This is a genomic window from Methylocystis sp. ATCC 49242, assembly GCF_000188155.2.
Lineage (GTDB): Bacteria > Pseudomonadota > Alphaproteobacteria > Rhizobiales > Beijerinckiaceae > Methylocystis.
Map to the genome: position 1 here is coordinate 1,532,362 of NZ_KE124774.1, position 16,687 is coordinate 1,549,048.

Sequence of the window (16,687 nt, forward strand, 5' to 3'; positions counted from 1 at the left end):
ACAAGCGTCGTCCGACACGCAAATGCGGTTTAGAATTTCGTCTGCATTCGCAGCGCTGCAAAAGTAGCACGCGACGTCGTCGCATACCACGGATCTATAATTTGCAGATCGGCGGTGAGCCGCAGCCACGGCGTGACCGCATAATTATAAAAAGCCTCTACGCCGCTCTCACTGCGTCGATAAACGCCCGATGCGGCAAGTCCACTCAGCAACGATTCGGAAAGCCCATAGTGGAAATAGCCGACCCCCCAACGGTCGAGTTCGCGGCCCGGGAGCAGATTATTTCCCGCGAGGCCGCCGAGCACGGTCCATTTGACCGGATTCGGGTTGCCGTCCGTAAGCGTAATCAGTGAAAACAGTCCCCAGCCGATCGAAGGATCATCGCTGCTTTGGAAAAGATACTGCTGCAAGGCGTAGGATATGAACCAGTACCCTTTCTTCGTCACGGACGCGCCGCCCACCAGACGTCTCCGCAGCCCCTGAATATCGTCGAGATCGAAGCCGCGAGCATTACTGTAAGCGCCGCGCACAGTGTGGTATCCGCGCAAGCCGGAAACGTCGATCGGAATGGTCGCCGTGCCGGAAACGACGACGCCCCGCTCGAAAGGGTTTTCGATCACTCTGGAATTTTGCGCGTTGCGCGGATCAGCGACCGCCAGCGTGAATTTTCCTACCTGCGTCTTCAATGTCGCCGTCGCGCCCAGCGTGTAGGTCGGCGAAACAACGACTCGGTCGGCAAGCGTTCCCGGCGACGTCACGCCAATTCCTGTCGCCGGCGCCGCGAAGGCGCGGTTCATGAAGGTCTCGACGCCGCCTCCGCCAATGAGTGGCGTTTGCGAAGCGAGCGTCATCGTATTGACCTTGCCCGCGCCGATGGAGAAGCTCTCGCCGAAATCCTGCGTCACCGCAATCGACAACGCGGAGTGATAGCCGTCGCGCTGCACGAACGCCTGCGCGGCGCTGACCGGAAGCAAAGTAAGGTCAGTATTATTTATCGTTCGCCCGAAATAGTGCTCATATTGCGCATTCAAATGTAGACCCTGCCAGAGACCCAGTTTGTGCGCGTCTACCTTCAAGAAGGCATCCAGCTTGCCGCCATAGCGCCAGGTCTTCGAGGCGTCGCCCGCGATCTCGCCCTGATATATCTGCGTGATCCAGACATCGGGCATGATGCCGATTTTGCGCAATTGCGCCTTGGGACCGTCCGGCGTGTCGGTCAAGGAGCCTTGCTTGAGCAAGGACGATTTGGCGTCCTCGGCGAATGCGGCGCTCGTCAAGCCGACGACGAGAAATGAGGCTGCGGCGATAGCTTTCTTCTCTGAGGTGACGCCTGCCCGATGCAAGGGAATTCCAATTTACTCGATGTCTCGACGCCAGCATGAAATACTGACGAGCGTTGAAGCGGATGAATCAAGATTGCTTCATTCGAGCGGTCCGCGCAATGTGGCGCAGTTACAACAGTTCGCGCAGCGACGTCCCGAAAAGCCGATATCAACCTATCCGGTGATGAGCTTTCGCCGGAGCGCGGCGATTTCTGCGCCCAATCCCGCAACTACCTGGTCCACACTGCGCGCTACGGCGTTGGAGAGAGGCGCGCCGATTTCAAAATTTTCAGCCTCAATGGCGTAAACGATGCATTGGGGCGGCATTTGACCGAGCGCGCGCGCAAGTTCGAGCGCCTCGGCAAGGCCAATTCCATGTGACGATAGGCCGAAGCGCACCCGGGGGATTTGCGTTTCGGAAGCGTCGAGGCGCAGAATGGCGCCCGGCGTGGCGCCCGAGACACAGGCGTCGATCATGAATGCGGCATGCGCGCCTTCGAGATGCGCGAGCAATGTCGTCGCCTCCCCGTCGATCTCGACGATTTGGACGCCCTCGAGAATTGTTTCGCAAAGGCGTCTCGCCACTTCCCGTCCGGCTGCGTCATCTCCACGGTCAGGATTGCCAATTCCGATGACGATGATCGAGCTCGCCTCGCTCGGCATCGAGTCACGCCCTGTCGATATCGAGGCGAAGGAAATGCGTTGCGCAGGAAATGCACGGATCGTAATTGCGAACGGTCTGTTCACAACGATGACGCAGTTCTTCCTTCGGAAGGTCAAGGAAGGATCCCACGAAGTCTGTCAGATCCTCTTCGACGCTCGGCTGATTTTGCGAGGTGGGCGGCACGATCTGCGCATCGGCGATTTCGCCGTCCGCTTCGAGGCGGTAGCGGTGATAGAGCAGCCCGCGCGGAGCTTCTGTCGCCGCGTAGCCGACGCCGGCGCGCGGTTCGTATTCGACGAAGGCGCGGTCTGGTTGGTCGTAATTTTCGATTATACGCAACGCCTCGTCACAGGCGTAAAGCACTTCGATCGCACGGATGACGATGCTGCGAAAGGGATTGCGGCAGATGACGCCCAGGCCGGCTTCGACCGCAGCTTGTTTCGCAAGCGGAGAGAGCCGATCGTAATTTAGGCTATAACGCGCGAGCGGACCAACTAGATAGGCGTCTCCATTGTCACGGAGGCGAGAGTGCAGCGCTGTCGAATGTTCTTCATGCCGCTCCTCGAAATGCTCGTCATATTCAGTCGCTGGGATATCGAGCCCCCGGTTCGAGACAATGCGTCCCTCGTTGAAGGGATATTCCTGCGGATGCCTGAGGGAGACGAAAGTGTAATCCCGCTCTCGGTCGGGAAAGTCGAAAGTAGATGTCCAGCGCACCGTCTCGAGCGCTGCATCACGCGCCCATTTCAGCTTTTCGGCGAGCGGCAGTAGCTCGCGCTTCCGCGGCGCGCGGTGAAACCCCCCGACCCGCACATTGATCGGATGGATCTCACGTCCGCCGAGCAATTTCAGGATATCATTGCCGGCCTTCTTCAACTGGAGACCGCGGCGCACAACATCGCCGTGATCACGCGCCATGTCGATCGAACCCTCATAACCGAGGAAATCCGGCGCGTGCAGCATATAGATGTGCAAGGTGTGAGACTCGATCCACTCGCCGCAATAGAGGAGCCTTCGCAACTCACGAAGGGGTCCGTCCACTGTCACGCCGAGGAGGTTCTCGAGCGCATGCACGCCGCTCATCTGATAGGCGACGGGACAGATGCCGCATATTCGCGCGACAATGTCGGGCACTTCGGCAAAGTCGCGGCCACGTAAAAATGCTTCGAAAAACCGGGGCGGCTCGAAGATCTTGAGCTCGGCGCGCTGCACTTTCCCGTCGCGAACGACGACTTTCAGACCGCCTTCGCCCTCAACGCGAGCGAGATAGTCAACCTTGATCGTCTTTTGCGCCATGGCGCTCGCTCTCCTCGCGAAACGGCTGTGCGTTTGCATTGAATGTGCGATAAACGCGCTCCAGCGAGGGCGCATCCATTCCAAGCCCTGCGAGCCATTGACTCAACGATGGCGCATTGGGCGTTTCTTTGGGCCCAAAGCATCCGTAGCAGCCACGGTCATAGGACGGACACAAGGCGCCGCATCCGGCATGAGTGACCGGCCCGAGACAGGGTGTCCGATGCGCCACCATCACGCAGACATTGCCTTTCAGTTTGCACTCGATGCAAACGCTGTGCGCCGGCGTCGCGGGACGCCTTCCCGCGAGAAAGGCTGAAATCACTTCCACAAGCTGCGTCTTGTCGATCGGACAGCCCCGCAATTCGAAATCTACCGGGACGTGATCAGAAATCGGCGTCGAGGCGGCGAGAGTATCGATGTAGTCGGGCCGCGCATAAACGATCGACACATATTCCTTGACGTCGGCGAAATTGCGCAACGCCTGGATGCCGCCCGATGTCGCGCAGGCCCCGATCGTGATGAGTTTCGAAGAACGCCGTCGCACTTCGTATATGCGTTCGGCGTCATGGGGCGTCGTGATCGATCCTTCGACGAGCGAGATGTCGTAATGGCCGCTTATCGCCGCGCGCGTGGCCTCGGGGAAATAGGCGATCTCCACAGCATCGGCCACGGCGAGGATCTCATCCTCACAGTCGAGAAGGCTGAGCTGGCAGCCGTCGCAGGAGGCGAATTTCCAGACCGCGAGTCTTGGCCTTGCGCTTCTCGCGCTCATTTCAGATTTCCTTTACCCCGATAAGGCGCCGCAGTCGATCATAGCTGAAAACTGGTCCATCGCGACAGATGAACACTGGCCCGAATTGACAATGCCCGCAATGTCCGATGGCGCATTTCATATTGCGCTCCATCGACAGATAGATCGCTTCGTCTCCAACGCCCGCCTCACGAAGCGAAGATGCGACGACGCGCATCATCACCTCGGGACCGCACACCATCGCGATGGTTTCCTGCGGATTGATTTGCGTTCGCGAGATGAGCTTGGTGACGGCGCCGACATGCCCGTACCATTCGGAGGCGGCATGATCGACCGTCGCCTCGACGTCGATATCGAAACGGCCACGCCAGCTCTCGACCTCACGCCGGTACAGAATGTCCTCTGGCGTTCGCGAACCATAAAGGAGCGTGACCTTGCCGTAGTTTCCCCGTTCGCGAAGGAGGTGATAAATCGCGGGGCGCAACGGCGCCAGACCCAGTCCGCCAGCCACGAGAATGACGTCCTTGCCGCGCGCCTCAATCAACGGCCAGCCTACGCCGAATGGTCCGCGCACGCCCATCGGATCGCCGGGTTTGAGCTGCGTCAACGCCGTGGACACCGGCCCGACAGCGCGAATGGTATGAATGAGGCCGCCATCCGCTGGATCGCCGCTGATGCTGATCGCAGCCTCACCGACGCCAAACGCCGTAAGCATATTGAACTGGCCGGGCGAAAAGATTTCAGGCGCTCCGCCTTCCATTTCGAGTTCCAGCGTCCATGCCTGCGGCGCGTCACGACGCCGGCGCAAGACATGGGCCACTCGCGGAATCATTGCCGTTGCGGCGTCCGCCGCGCGTGTCGCGACGTCAGACATGGGAGCCGTAGATGTCCAGCATTTGCATACGCGTCGAATGCAGCCGCTCGATCAGCACCGCCATGAGGCGCTTCGACAATTCATAACCGAGATCATGATCCGCCTCACATTTGTTGCGCAGACACGCAGCGTCTATCGCGATGGCGCGGGTGAGCTCGAGCGCCTTGGCGTCATATGTCCATTGGTAGGGCGGAACGAGCCATGTTACGCCGAACACCTCCCCGGCGCCGAGCGTCAGAAATGTCGCGGCGCTACGGCCAGGCGCCGATATCTGGAGCGCGATGCGGCCTTGCCGGACCAGATAGAGTTGATCGGCGGGTTCGCCTTCGTGGAAGATATATTGGCCGGCCTCGAAGCGGACATTCTTGGCGCAGCCGCAAGCGAGCTTGCAAAAGCCCTCGTCGAGATCGGCGAAAAACGGGTGCTCGTGAAGAATGCGTTCGAGTGTCTCCAAGGCCTCGCTCCTCAAATTTGCTCACTATCGTGGATTGCGTGCGCTTCTTCGGTAATATCGATCCCCACCGGACACCATGTGATGCAACGGCCACATCCGACACATCCGGAGGAACCAAACTGGTCGAACCATGTCGAAAGCTTGTGCGTCATCCATTGGCGATATCTCGCCGCAACGCTAGAACGGACGCTTCCACCATGGATATATGAAAAATCCATCGTAAAACAGGAATCCCATCGCCGCTCCCGTGCGGATTCCACGCCTTTCAGATCGCTGACTTCATCGACCGACGTGCAAAAACAGGTAGGACACGCCATTGTGCAATTGGCGCAGGAGAGACAGCGCTCCGCAACCTCGTTCCAACGCGGATGTTGGAGATTGCGCGAGAGGAGCTGATGCAGGTCGACGGCGGGCATTTCGCGTCCCATGTTCGCCGCGGTCCGCTGAACAACGGCCCGCGCCCCGTCGACTTCCGCTGCACTCGCGGGACGATTAGGCAATTCCTCAAGAATCTCCCGCCCCGCCTGCGAACCGGCTTCGATCACAAATGAATGTCCGTCGTCGGAGATGAGTTCCGTAAGGGCGAGATCGAAATCGCCGTCGACTTCCGGCCCCGTTCCCATGGAGGCGCAGAAACAGGAGCCTCCCGCCTTCCCGCAATTCACCGCCACAAGAAAAGCGCCCTCGCGTCGCGCACGATAATGCGGGTCGACATATTCGCCGCCCAGCATCACCCGGTCCTGAATGGCGATTGCGTGAAGTTCACAGGCGCGAACGCCGATGAACGCCAGTTCCTGCGCCGCAGTCTCGGCCGGCTCGACCTTGACCTGATCGCCGTATCTTTCGGCCCGCCAAAGACGCAGCTTCGGCGGATGGAGAAAACTCTTCCAAGAGTGCGGACCGACCGCATAGCCGAACAATGCGCCGTCGTCGCGGCGCCTCAGGTGATAGCGGCCCGCGTCCTGATCGTCGGTGAAGCCGGCGGGGAGATCATCGACAGCGGCAATGTCGTCATATGCGATGACTTTGTCGCGAAGCGTCGGACCGATCACGCGGCGCCCGCGGCGTTGCAACGCGTCTATCAACGCCTGCAAACCCTCTATCGTCATGACGTAGTGTTCAGTCGGCCGCATCTTCTTTCCTTGAAGGCATTATTGATGGAACCCCGGTTGCGCTTCAAAGCGGTTCTTTGTCGCTGCTTCTAACCGTGGCGAAACGCCAATTTCCCGGAGCTTAGATCACGAATTTGAAATTCCAATATCAGCGGGCTTCGGAAGGCGCGGAGATGCGACGCTCGGGCCGCTGCGGCTCCCGTCCGGCCACGATCGAAAAACGCTGGCACAACGAGACGAAAGCTGAGCGCATGTATTCGAGTGACACGAGGCTGTGTTCTATAATCAATCCTTGCATACCATGCCCACGCTCTGGTTATTGGCTCCGATTTTAGCGCCGGTCACTGGTCCCCTCGCTTTTTTCAATTTTGGCGCTTTTCATCAATCCAAATATCATTAGCTTTGACTTGCATCTTTACCGTAACCCAAGCATGAGGGACAATGAAATGATCCAACATAGCGGGACTTCTATGTTCAAAGCAGTCGGGTTTGTTGTCGCAATATTGGCGTTTTTTCTTGTCGTTATGCATCAGGCAGCTCAGATATTCCGCTAGAAATACGTAAACAAAAATATATTCAGGGTTTAAGCTTCTACAGCCGAGGGTTCAGGATATTCGTCGATAAAGACGTTGTGGCGACTCCAGCCTGCGGTCGCCATATCCGGTGACGGCGGAGACGTGGTTGGACATTGTTTAGTCTCCGCCGTCACAAAATATTTCTGCATTTCTCATATTTTTAACCTTCCCGGAAAGTGAACGGACAGTTCCACCCGCCGCTGCATTCGCGCCGTTCGCGCGTCAATTCGACGCCCCATGCGAACGATTGCTCGAATGTCCCAGCTTTGCAGTCACCAAAAACCATGCATTAAGTCCGTCGCCGCCCGCGCGGTCGCCGCGGTGTCGTCCGCCGCAGGGCGGGCCGCAGCGGCGTGAAAGACGCCGGCGAATTTCACGGGAGGCGCAGGAAATCGGCGGATGCGGAACACAGTTCAGCAAGAAAAAACGCAGTGCCCGAGCCAGGGGGATTGCGCGAGCCCATCGGCCGCCGAACAGCCTCCGAAGGGCATGAACATTCTCCTGCTCGGCGGCTCCAATGCGGGCCTGAGGGACGGCTGGGCCACGCAACTGCAGATGCGGGCGGGTGCGCATGTCGTGGAAAACAGATTCCTCGGCGCGGTGGGTTCGCTTTACGGCCTCATGGCGCTGCTGAAGCATCTGCGCGAGGGCGCCGCTCTTCCGGACCTTGTCGTCTTCGAATATTGCCTCAACGATGTGCTTCTGGTCGACGCCGGCGTTCTCAGGGAGCCGCTGATCGTCGATACGCTCGACGCGATCGTGAATCTCTGCGCGGACGCGCGTCTTCCACTGCTGTTTCTCTGCCTCGAACCCCGGCCCGACGGCCCGAGACAATCGCGTAAAGCGCTCGCGCGCGTGCAGCCGCTTTACATGGCGGCGGCGCGGCGCGCGGGCGCGCCCTGTCTCTGGCTCAACGAAATCTTCAACGACGAATTGACGAAAGCGGACTACCAGGACGAGAACCATCTCACGCCGGCGGCTTCCGCGCGCGTCGCGGAAGCCGTGCTGGCGTCGATCGGCGCGGGCGCCTCGACCCCGCGGCGGATCTCCGTGGAATCGCCGCGTTTCGATTACGTCGACGCGACGCAGGCGCGCACGCAGGGACCCTGTCATTTGCGGCCTCTCACGACGCGCGTATTCGCCGGGCCTTTTCTCGACATCGCGCGCGGCGGCGCGAGCTTCTGGACAGGTGACGGACGACTTGTCGGATTGATGCTGCAATCGACCGAAACGAGCGGCGTTTATCTCATTCGCGCGCAGAGCGGGACCTATCGCAAGAATCCCTGCTCCCGGATGCAAGAGATCGTAAGGAATCTGGTGCTGCTTCATTACACGTCGCGCGTCATTTCAGTTCACGGCGAAGTGGAAATCTCCATGCCGGACAATGAAGCGCGTCTCATGAACGTTGCCGAGGACCGCACATTGCTTGCGGTCCCCCCTGCTGCGCCCTTCGCGGCGCAAAGGCTCGAGATTCACGGCGTGATGTTCTGGCGCCCGCGTTCGATGCTTCATCGCCTGCGCGCGTATTTTTCACGCTGAAGCTACATCAGCCGGTTGGCGTTCTGCAGTCGCAGGATGAGGCTGAAATCGACGCCGACCGGCCCATCCGCCCCGAGCAGCGAGGCGCCGTAGAGAATGGCGTTTGACGACGCCGTCGCCGACGATACCGTTCCCTGATTCTGCATGTCGTACATCGCCGAAAAACGCGCGATGAAGGCGGTTAGCTTCTTGGGGTCCTTGAAGTCCTCAACGTTCACCTTGGCTTTCAGCAGCCGCGCCTGCGTATCGATATTCTGCGCGGAGGTTCTCGGCGAAATGTCGAGCGCGGTCTGCACGACCTGCACCAGCTTCTTGTCGGCGAGAACGCCATAAATGCTGGTCAGGCCCGGCGCCTTTTCGCGGAAATAGAGAGCAAGCTCCACGCCCGGATTCCGCTTGCCCTGCTCGGCCTGCATCGCCTGCTCGACGAAACGGGCGGTGACATCCTGGATGAGTGTGGCGGAAGGAACGCCGGCGCCCTTGGCCGAGAAATCGAATGCCTTGGCGAAAGCGAGGATGTTCGGGTTGTTGAGCGTTCTCGCGAGCGCCTTGGGATCATCGACGCCTTGCTCCATCACCTTGCGCATCAGGCCGATCGCAAATGTTCTGTCGCCGAGACCAAAGGCCTTCATGGCGTAGTTGAACAGGCGTCGATCCTTGAGAAAGGCCTCTATCGACGTCGCCTTGCCGATATTCTCCTTGAAATATTTCGTCTCGAGCGCAACGTCCGGCGCCTTGGCGGTGATCGACCGCCACCTGCCGAGATCATTGGCGATGGAAAGATATGATGCAATCGTCGTCATCGCATGCGCCTTCGCAAAGGGCGCGCCGAACCACGCGCGCCCGTCTCGAAAGTCACGGTTAGCAGACAAGGCTTTACGGAAAACTACGAGACCAGATAAATACGGCTCATGTCGACATTAATACTGCGCTTTACTGCGCACGACGCACGGGGAGCGTCATTTCTTGCAGGGCGGCGTCGGCGAGATTGTCAACTCGCTCATCTCGCCCTTCAGGACGAAGTCCCCGTAATCGAGCTTCAGGGCGCGCGACACCCCGTTCTCGTAGAGGTCGAATGACAGAACGTAAATGGGCTGGCCGTCGCGTTTTCCGGGCTCGAAATAGGAAACCGCCACCGGCCAGCGGGCCATGCCCTTGAGCGCGTCCGCCTGCGCGGCCTTCTCCTGCGCGGGCGCCCCGATTGGCTTGCCGATGAGCGTCAATGTGTCGAAAGCCTTGTCGCCCTCGCCGGTGCCGTCATAGACGCGGGCCTCGATCAGCGTTTCGCCAGCGCGCGCGGCGGCTATCACGCGGCGCAGATGTTCCGTAGGAAACAGCGTCGGACCATCGATCTGCAAATGAGCGCGTTTGGGCTTGGCGATGTCTATCGAAATGCCCGAATTCTTTGTTTTCTGCGCCTTGCCGTCGATCGCCTCGGTGGACGAGTTGTCGACCTTTGTTTCGATCTTGAAGCGATAATCCGCGCCGTCCGGCGCTTCGAAGGTCGCCGAACGCATGTCGGAGAGTTTCGCGGCCCCCTCAGCGGGCTGAAGTTCGGTGATCTGGCGGAAATTCTGCACGTATCCGTCACAGGCCGAGCCGGAGAAATCGAAGGCGATTCGCCCGCGCGCCTGCGCCGGCGCCTTGGCGCCCGAGCCTTTCGCCAGGGTCAGATCGTAAACCGCGCGATGCGACGCAAGCGGAACCTGCGTCTCCGCCTTCGCGAAAGGAAGCGGCAGAAGCGTGAGTGCGCAGGCGCCGGCGGCAAACGCGCGAAAAAGGATCATGGAACTCGTCTCGATGCGGCGAACGCGCGCCTGGGGCCTGCGCGCGCAGCCATTGCGTCGCGCGCGCGACGAAATTAGGGTCGTGGCCGGCATGGAGCAAATGATTTTGTAGATGGGGGGCGCGCCAGGCATGACGACTGCATCGGAAACCACGCCGCTCGCGCGGCTCGCCGCCCTCGGGCTGACCTTGCCGGCTGCGGCGGCGCCGGTCGCCAATTATGTTCCCTGTTCGCGCGCGGGAAACCTGCTGTTCGTATCCGGGCAGTTGCCGATAGGCGCCGGCGGGATAGACCCCGCCCACAAAGGCAAGCTCGGCGCAGGCGTCTCTCTCGAAGCCGGACAGGCGGCGGCGCGCCAGGCGGCGCTCAATGTTCTGGCGCAGGCCGACGCCGCGGTCGGCGATCTCGCCCGGCTACGCGCGGTGCGCATCGGCGGCTACGTCAATTGTGCGCCGGATTTTGGTTCGGTCCCGCAGGTCGTCAACGGCGCCTCCGATCTCTTCGCCGCCGTCCTCGGCGACAATGGCAGGCATGCGCGTTTCGCTGTCGGCGTGGCGCAACTTCCGCTCGACGCCGCTGTCGAAGTCGAAGGGATTTTCGAGATCCTCGCGTGAACGCGCGCAACCACGCATGGATCGCCGCGCGACCCGTTGCGCATCGCGGCTTGCACGACGCGGCGCGGGGAATCATCGAAAATTCGATCGCCGCTGCGCGCTCGGCGGTCGCCGCAGGTTACGCCATTGAGTGCGACGTCCAGCGCACGAAGGACGGCGAGCTCGTGGTCTTCCACGATGAGCGCCTTGAGCGACTGACCGAAAGCGCCGGCAGGGTCTGCGATTTCACGGCCGACGCCTTGGCGCGGATCGCCTTGCGCGGCTCCAGCGAAAAGATCCCGCGTCTCGCCGACTTCCTCGCAGCGATCGGCGGCAACACGCCGCTCGTCGTCGAGATCAAGAGCGACTTCGATGGCGATCTGACCGCGGCGCGGCGGGCGGCCGCACTGCTCGCGCATTATCATGGGCCGGTCGCCGTCGAAAGCTTCGATCCCGAGCCCATGTCATTCTTACGCGAAAACGCCGAAGCGCTCGGCGTCTCACATATACCGCTCGGCATGGTCGCGGAGGCGCGTTACGATGAAGACGATTGGCCTGCGCTGACAGCGGCGAAGCGCGCCGAACTGACGCATTTTCTGCATTATTCCCGCACGCGCCCCGACTTCATTTCATGGAATGTCGCCGACCTGCCGCACGCTGTTCCGCTACTCGCGCGCGAAGGTCTCCATATTCCGGTTACGACCTGGACCGTGCGCTCGCGCGAGCAGGCCGGGCGCGCGAGACAATGGACCGATCAGATCATTTTCGAGGGCTTCGCGCCATAAAGCAGTAGAGGCGTCCGGCGGCGCCAATCACGCGGCGCATCTGCGCAATATCGCGCAAGGACAGGCTTCTGGCGCGCCGCTATTTTCACAAGGCCTGCAAGCTCGATCCGGATTTCGCGGCCTGTGATTTCGCCCGTTCGGAGCTTCACGAGATGGACAGGAAATGACGCTCGATATTTGAAATGACGTTCCCCGGGCGAGCGGCGCAAATGCGCCCGCCCGGGAAAGTTGGCAGGTCATGCGGCGACGAGGCCATTGTTGTTAGGCGTCAGACCACGCACGTTTTTCAATTCGACGCGGATGTTCTTGTCGCTCGCGGCTTTGATGAAGTCCTCGAGCGTCTCCATGATATCCTGATCGATGAAGGTCGCACGCGAGCCGTCGATCATCAGATAGCTGTCTTCGTCGATGCTCTCGAGATAGGTGCGCAGCGGCGCCTTGTTGAGGAAGGAAACGTCCTTCTGAAGCCGGAGCAGATAATTCTTGCCGTCGCGCGTCAGCGTGAAGGCCGAATGATAATTCGCCCGCAGCACGAAGAACAGCCCTACCGCCATGCCGATCGCCATGCCCTTCAGAAGATCCGTGACAAGGATCGCGGCGATGGTGACGGCGAAGGGCGCGAACTGATTGAAGCCCTTTTCATATTGCTCCTTCACCAGTTTCGGCTTCGCGAGCTTGTAACCGGTGAGCAGCAGCACCGCAGCAAGGCAGGCGAGCGGGATCATGTTGAGCACAGTCGCCAGAAACATCACGCTCAGCATCAGCAGCCAGCCATGGACGATGCAGGCCACCTTGGTGTGCGCGCCCGCGTTGATATTGGCCGAACTGCGCACGATCACCGCCGTGATCGGCAGGCCGCCGATCATTCCGCTGACGAAATTGCCGACGCCCTGCGCCTTCAGCTCCTGATTGGTCGGGGCCGTTCGCTTGAGCGGATCGAGCTTGTCCGCCGCCTCCAGGCTGAGCAGCGTCTCCAGGCTGCCCACAAGGGCCAGAGTCGCCCCGGTAACGTAAATTTGAGGATCGGTCAGCCGGCCAAAATCAGGAAATTTGAGCTGATGAGCGAAATCGATCGGCCCCGAAATCATCGGCAGAGTAACGAGATGTTGCGACGCAACCGCGAGAGACGGCAGGAGCGCTTGCGCGACCGCGTTATATGTCACACCGAAGATGACGGCGACGAGCGGACCCGGCACGAGCGAGAGGACGCGATGTTTCTTGATCCGGGACGTTTCCCAGAAAAGCAGGATGGCCATGGACGCGAGCGCCACGATCGTCGCGCCGGGCGAGACGGCCTTCAGCGACTCCCACACGAATGAGAATGTCGCGCCCTTGTCGTCCTCGACGAATGAAAGATCGCTTTCCGCATCCGCGTCGTACCCGACCGCATGCGGCAACTGCTTCATGATGAGGATGAGGCCGATCGCCGCCAGCATTCCCTTGATGACGGCGGACGGAAAATAGGCGCCGATCAGGCCGGCGCCGAGAAAACCCATCGCAAGCTGGAAAATGCCGGAAATCGCGACGGCGAGAAGCACGCCGTCGTATCCGAATTTCTCGATCGCGACGGCCACGATCACGGTCAGGCCGGCCGCGGGGCCGGAGACGCTGAGCTGGGACCCGCTGACGACCGATACGATCAGGCCGCCCACGATGCCGGCGATGACGCCGGCGAAAGGCGGCGCCCCAGACGCCACGGCGATGCCGAGGCAAAGCGGCAACGCAACCAGAAACACGACGACGCCCGCCGGAATGTCATGGTCGAGGTAACGCAGGTAATAGTCGAAATGCTTCTTCAGCACGCTCACGCACTCCTGTTGAGGGTCTTGCCGCCAGTCCCGCCGATCAGAAGCCGTCGACGTCGTATTGCTGGTAGATAACGTCGACGTCGCTTCCAGCCGGAAGCGTCACCAATTGCTGCAGCACGCCGTCATCCAGCCCATAGACCCAGCCGTGAAGCATTGGACGCTGGTCGTTCTTCCAGGCGGTCTGCACGATGGAAGTGTGCGACAGGCGGCGCACCTGTTCGATCACATTCAGTTCGACGAGCCGATTGGCCTTTTCGACGGACGTGTCCAGAGCGTCGATCTCCGCGCGATGCATCCGGTAGATGTCCTTGATGTGCATCAACCATTTGTTGAGCAGCACCAGATCCGGACGCTGGCGGTCGAGCGCGGCTTTCACGCCGCCGCAATTGTAATGGCCGCAGACGATGATGTGCTGAACCTTCAACACCTGCACCGCATATTGAATGACGCTGAGGCTGTTGAAATCCGTCGCGATCACCTGATTGGCGATATTGCGATGAGCGAAGATTTCGCCCGGCTCCGCATTCACGATGATGTCGGCCGGCACGCGGCTGTCGGCGCAGCCGATCCACAGAAATTCGGGCTTCTGATCGGCAGCCAACCGCTCGAAAAAGTCAGGCTCGCGCAGCTTTTTTTCTTCGGCCCAGGCCTTGTTTTCGAGCAGCAGTCTCTCGTGTGATTTCATTTGAAGCCCATCAAGTTTATGCTCACGGCGCAGCCGCAAGGCGACGTGCCCCCCGAATGTTACAGCATTGCGACTGGAAGCGTCGCTTATGCTCGCCTCCGGCTTCGCCACGTGTCAGCGGGCCTCGGGCGCCATATTTACACGGTTCGGAAACATTGCAGAAACGTGGCGTCGTCTCAAGAGCCAAATCGTTGATTCTATAGGTCCACTCTGAACTATTTGAATTACGCCACACAGCTTTCGCTTGATGAGCGCGGACAGTAGCGCAGCTGCTTTCCCTGCAGTTCGCGCCACACCATCGGCAGGGTCGCGGTGATGTCGTCCGCAATCAATCCCGGGCCGAAGATTTCCGCGGCGCGCGCGTGCATCCAGGCGGCGCAGGACGCCGCTGCAAAAGCATCCATGCGTTGCGCAAGAAGGCCCGCGATAATTCCTGTCAGCACGTCGCCCGAGCCCGCGGTGGCGAGCCACGGCGTCGCCCAGGGCAGGATCGAGGCGCGTCCGTCGGGCGCCGCGACGACCGTGTCGGGCCCCTTGTAGAGCAAGACCGCACCGCTCACGCGCGCCGCATCGCGCGCCTTGTCGAGCTTCGAGCGAAGGGCGCGATCACTGTCGCACTCGGAAAAGAGGCGTCCGAATTCTCCGGCGTGAGGCGTCATCACAACGGGTCCGGGCGCCGCGCGCGTCGCGCGCCAAAGACGGAAAGGATCGTCAGCGAAACTCGTCAACGCGTCGGCGTCGAGCACCGCGGCGCGGCGATAGGCCTGCGGCGTGAGCGCCGTCTCGACCTGCCGGCAGCTTTCCTCGCTCACGCCGAGGCCGGGACCGATCGCCACGGCGTTCTTGCGCTCGTCCGACAGCACGGCCGCAAGGCCCTTCGCGCCATCCGCCGGACGCACCATGACCGATGTGAGCGCGCTGGCGTTGACCGCGAGCGCCTCGGTCGGGCTCGCGAGCGTGACGAGCCCGGCGCCTGCGCGCAAGGCCGCCGCCGCGGAAAGCCGCGCCGCGCCGGTGAAGGAAGCGCCGCCGGAAACCACGAGCGCGTGGCCGCGCGAATATTTGTGGCCCTCGATCTGCGGCAGCGGCAGTTCCTGCTGCCAGAGCGCCGGCATGTTCACGAAGGTCTTGACGTCGATCGTCGCGAGCGCCGAGGAGCGGATGCCGATATGGGCGCAGGTCAGCGCTCCGCAGCGCGAACGGCCCGGCAGCAGCAAATGGCCAGTCTTCACGCGAAAGAAGGTTACGGTCGCGTCGGCCTCGACGGCGGCGCCGCGAATCGCGCCGGTCGTGCCGTCGACGCCGCTCGGAATATCCACGCTGACGACATTCTGCTTCGTCTCGCGGCGCCACTGGTTCAGCCGCTTCACCAGCGCCTGCGCCTCGGGATCGAGATCGCGCGCGAGGCCGGTGCCGAACAGCGCGTCGATCACCAGATCGACCCCGGTGAAATCGCAGTCCTGCGCAGGAATCACCTCGCCGACCCAGCCCGCCGCCGCCCGCGCCGCGTCGCCGCGCAGCTGATTCGGCGGCACGAGAGACGCGACGCGCACCTTGTAGCGCTGCCCGCGAAGCAGCCGCGCCGCGACATAACCGTCACCACCGTTATTGCCCGGCCCGCAAAGCACCAGCACGCGACGGCCGCTCGTGCGTTGCAGAATCTGGCTGGTGACGCGCGCCAGCGCCGCCGCCGCCTTCTCCATCAGCGCCATGCCGGGCACGCCGCTTTCGATCGTCAAGCGATCGGCGCGCGCCATCTGCTCTGTCGTGAGAAGCTCGAGAGGAAAAGGACCATACGGCATGAGCCGGATGGTGACCGAAGGCGACGCCCGGCGCAATGGGCGGCGCCGCGAGAATGACGGAAACGCCTCAATATTTGGCGCCGCATTCCGTCGCGCCAAGCTTTACGCTATGTGTGCGGCTCATGCTGACGGCTATCCTTCTCGCCTATGACCCGCCTGCGCAGCCCCTGCGCGGCGACTCCGTGGCCCGCAGTCTCGGGTCGCTTGTCGAAGCCTGCGTTCAGGGGCTTGTCGCCGACGCCGTTCTCGTCGGGGCGCCGGAGCGCGGATTTGGCCGGATCGCCGATGACGCGGGCTGCGCGCTCGTCGAGACGTCGCGCCCGGACGAGGGGCTGGCGCAAGCGCTCACGCTCGCGCGACATGACGATGTCCTGCTGATGCTCGCGGGTTATGCTGTCGAACGCGGTTTCATCGACGAAGTGCAGGACAATTTCGCCTATGGCGATCACAAGCGCCCGCTCGTCCTTCGCGCGGCGCCGAATTCGTTGCTCACACGAGTTGCGCCGCAGCTCGCGGCGCCTGTCGGAATCATCGCCCGCAGAAGTGACCTTCGCGGCGCCGCCTCGTCCGATCTTGCGCGACTGACAAAAAAAATGGTGGGCGTGGATCTGACGACCCGCGCCCGCCGCATTTTCTAGAGC

General features: G+C 61.3%; 17 protein-coding genes. 4 read left to right on the plus strand and 13 right to left on the minus strand.

Annotated elements, in window-relative coordinates:
* Positions 1-29: 29 nt before the first annotated feature.
* The 8 genes from MET49242_RS09570 to MET49242_RS25520 all read right to left on the minus strand — a co-directional run bounded on the left by MET49242_RS09570 (position 30) and on the right by MET49242_RS25520 (position 7,003).
* Positions 30-1,343, minus strand: a complete 1,314-nt coding sequence (locus MET49242_RS09570) for a carbohydrate porin (protein WP_244430773.1) — start codon at positions 1,341-1,343, stop codon at positions 30-32.
* A gap of 153 nt (positions 1,344-1,496) precedes the next feature.
* Entirely contained in the window at positions 1,497-1,985 is a 489-nt protein-coding gene (locus MET49242_RS09575; RefSeq protein WP_036282613.1) for a hydrogenase maturation protease, read from the minus strand.
* A 4-nt stretch (positions 1,986-1,989) separates the two neighbouring features.
* Complete coding sequence (locus MET49242_RS09580) at positions 1,990-3,282, minus strand: Ni/Fe hydrogenase subunit alpha (protein ID WP_036282615.1); 1,293 nt, start codon at positions 3,280-3,282, stop codon at positions 1,990-1,992.
* On the minus strand, positions 3,257-4,054 hold the full coding sequence (locus MET49242_RS09585; protein ID WP_036282617.1) for an oxidoreductase: 798 nt from the start codon (positions 4,052-4,054) through the stop codon (positions 3,257-3,259). The genes MET49242_RS09580 and MET49242_RS09585 overlap by 26 nt, the downstream gene beginning before the upstream one ends.
* 1 nt (position 4,055) lies before the next feature.
* Positions 4,056-4,907 (minus strand): FAD/NAD(P)-binding protein, encoded by an 852-nt coding sequence (locus MET49242_RS09590; protein WP_084678988.1) that lies wholly within the window; start codon positions 4,905-4,907, stop codon positions 4,056-4,058.
* Positions 4,900-5,361 carry a cyclic nucleotide-binding domain-containing protein gene (locus MET49242_RS09595; RefSeq protein WP_036282619.1) on the minus strand — a complete coding sequence of 154 codons (462 nt, stop codon included), beginning with the start codon at positions 5,359-5,361 and terminating at the stop codon, positions 4,900-4,902. The genes MET49242_RS09590 and MET49242_RS09595 overlap by 8 nt, the downstream gene beginning before the upstream one ends.
* Positions 5,362-5,372: 11 nt before the next feature.
* Positions 5,373-6,494: a 4Fe-4S dicluster domain-containing protein gene (locus tag MET49242_RS09600; RefSeq protein WP_036282620.1), complete on the minus strand. Its 1,122-nt coding sequence runs from the start codon at positions 6,492-6,494 to the stop codon at positions 5,373-5,375.
* Between the two features lie 341 nt (positions 6,495-6,835).
* Positions 6,836-7,003: a hypothetical protein gene (locus MET49242_RS25520; RefSeq protein ID WP_158497279.1), complete on the minus strand. Its 168-nt coding sequence runs from the start codon at positions 7,001-7,003 to the stop codon at positions 6,836-6,838.
* Between the two features lie 444 nt (positions 7,004-7,447).
* On the opposite strand from MET49242_RS25520, the gene MET49242_RS09610 reads away from it, so the two are divergent.
* On the plus strand, positions 7,448-8,587 hold the full coding sequence (locus tag MET49242_RS09610) for an SGNH/GDSL hydrolase family protein (protein WP_144259548.1): 1,140 nt from the start codon (positions 7,448-7,450) through the stop codon (positions 8,585-8,587).
* A gap of 2 nt (positions 8,588-8,589) precedes the next feature.
* Here the strand turns inward: MET49242_RS09610 and MET49242_RS09615 are convergent, their stop codons facing one another.
* Both MET49242_RS09615 and MET49242_RS09620 read right to left on the minus strand, forming a co-directional pair.
* Entirely contained in the window at positions 8,590-9,390 is an 801-nt protein-coding gene (locus MET49242_RS09615; RefSeq protein ID WP_036282626.1) for a DUF1217 domain-containing protein, read from the minus strand.
* Positions 9,391-9,546: 156 nt separating this feature from the next.
* Positions 9,547-10,374, minus strand: a complete 828-nt coding sequence (locus tag MET49242_RS09620; protein WP_036287557.1) for a cell envelope integrity EipB family protein — start codon at positions 10,372-10,374, stop codon at positions 9,547-9,549.
* A gap of 130 nt (positions 10,375-10,504) precedes the next feature.
* Here MET49242_RS09620 and MET49242_RS09625 point away from each other — a divergent pair, with 130 nt between their 5' ends.
* Positions 10,505-10,987: a RidA family protein gene (locus MET49242_RS09625; RefSeq protein WP_036287560.1), complete on the plus strand. Its 483-nt coding sequence runs from the start codon at positions 10,505-10,507 to the stop codon at positions 10,985-10,987.
* The gene (locus tag MET49242_RS09630; protein WP_036282627.1) at positions 10,984-11,751 is read left to right on the plus strand and encodes a glycerophosphodiester phosphodiesterase family protein; all 768 of its coding nucleotides are present in this window, start codon (positions 10,984-10,986) and stop codon (positions 11,749-11,751) included. Before MET49242_RS09625 ends, MET49242_RS09630 begins: the two co-directional genes overlap by 4 nt.
* A gap of 236 nt (positions 11,752-11,987) precedes the next feature.
* Here the strand turns inward: MET49242_RS09630 and MET49242_RS09640 are convergent, their stop codons facing one another.
* From MET49242_RS09640 to MET49242_RS09650, 3 genes are all read right to left on the minus strand, one after another.
* Positions 11,988-13,553, minus strand: a complete 1,566-nt coding sequence (locus MET49242_RS09640) for a SulP family inorganic anion transporter (protein WP_036287563.1) — start codon at positions 13,551-13,553, stop codon at positions 11,988-11,990.
* Positions 13,554-13,596: 43 nt separating this feature from the next.
* The gene (locus tag MET49242_RS09645; RefSeq protein ID WP_036282631.1) at positions 13,597-14,244 is read right to left on the minus strand and encodes a carbonic anhydrase; all 648 of its coding nucleotides are present in this window, start codon (positions 14,242-14,244) and stop codon (positions 13,597-13,599) included.
* Positions 14,245-14,468: 224 nt separating this feature from the next.
* Positions 14,469-16,046: a bifunctional ADP-dependent NAD(P)H-hydrate dehydratase/NAD(P)H-hydrate epimerase gene (locus MET49242_RS09650; protein WP_051134496.1), complete on the minus strand. Its 1,578-nt coding sequence runs from the start codon at positions 16,044-16,046 to the stop codon at positions 14,469-14,471.
* A gap of 53 nt (positions 16,047-16,099) precedes the next feature.
* On the opposite strand from MET49242_RS09650, the gene MET49242_RS09655 reads away from it, so the two are divergent.
* Positions 16,100-16,684: a transposase gene (locus MET49242_RS09655; RefSeq protein ID WP_244430774.1), complete on the plus strand. Its 585-nt coding sequence runs from the start codon at positions 16,100-16,102 to the stop codon at positions 16,682-16,684.
* Positions 16,685-16,687: the final 3 nt, after the last annotated feature.

Coding starts and splice junctions, on each gene's coding strand:
- MET49242_RS09575 (WP_036282613.1), bottom strand. CDS start 1,985: ATGCCGAGCGAGGCGAGCTCGATCATCGTCATCGGAATTGGCAATCCT.
- MET49242_RS09580 (WP_036282615.1), bottom strand. CDS start 3,282: ATGGCGCAAAAGACGATCAAGGTTGACTATCTCGCTCGCGTTGAGGGC.
- MET49242_RS09585 (WP_036282617.1), bottom strand. CDS start 4,054: ATGAGCGCGAGAAGCGCAAGGCCAAGACTCGCGGTCTGGAAATTCGCC.
- MET49242_RS09590 (WP_084678988.1), bottom strand. CDS start 4,907: ATGTCTGACGTCGCGACACGCGCGGCGGACGCCGCAACGGCAATGATT.
- MET49242_RS09600 (WP_036282620.1), bottom strand. CDS start 6,494: ATGCGGCCGACTGAACACTACGTCATGACGATAGAGGGTTTGCAGGCG.
- MET49242_RS25520 (WP_158497279.1), bottom strand. CDS start 7,003: ATGCATAACGACAAGAAAAAACGCCAATATTGCGACAACAAACCCGAC.
- MET49242_RS09610 (WP_144259548.1), top strand. CDS start 7,448: ATGCGGAACACAGTTCAGCAAGAAAAAACGCAGTGCCCGAGCCAGGGG.
- MET49242_RS09615 (WP_036282626.1), bottom strand. CDS start 9,390: ATGACGACGATTGCATCATATCTTTCCATCGCCAATGATCTCGGCAGG.
- MET49242_RS09620 (WP_036287557.1), bottom strand. CDS start 10,374: ATGATCCTTTTTCGCGCGTTTGCCGCCGGCGCCTGCGCACTCACGCTT.
- MET49242_RS09625 (WP_036287560.1), top strand. CDS start 10,505: ATGACGACTGCATCGGAAACCACGCCGCTCGCGCGGCTCGCCGCCCTC.
- MET49242_RS09645 (WP_036282631.1), bottom strand. CDS start 14,244: ATGAAATCACACGAGAGACTGCTGCTCGAAAACAAGGCCTGGGCCGAA.
- MET49242_RS09650 (WP_051134496.1), bottom strand. CDS start 16,046: ATGCCGTATGGTCCTTTTCCTCTCGAGCTTCTCACGACAGAGCAGATG.
- MET49242_RS09655 (WP_244430774.1), top strand. CDS start 16,100: ATGACGGAAACGCCTCAATATTTGGCGCCGCATTCCGTCGCGCCAAGC.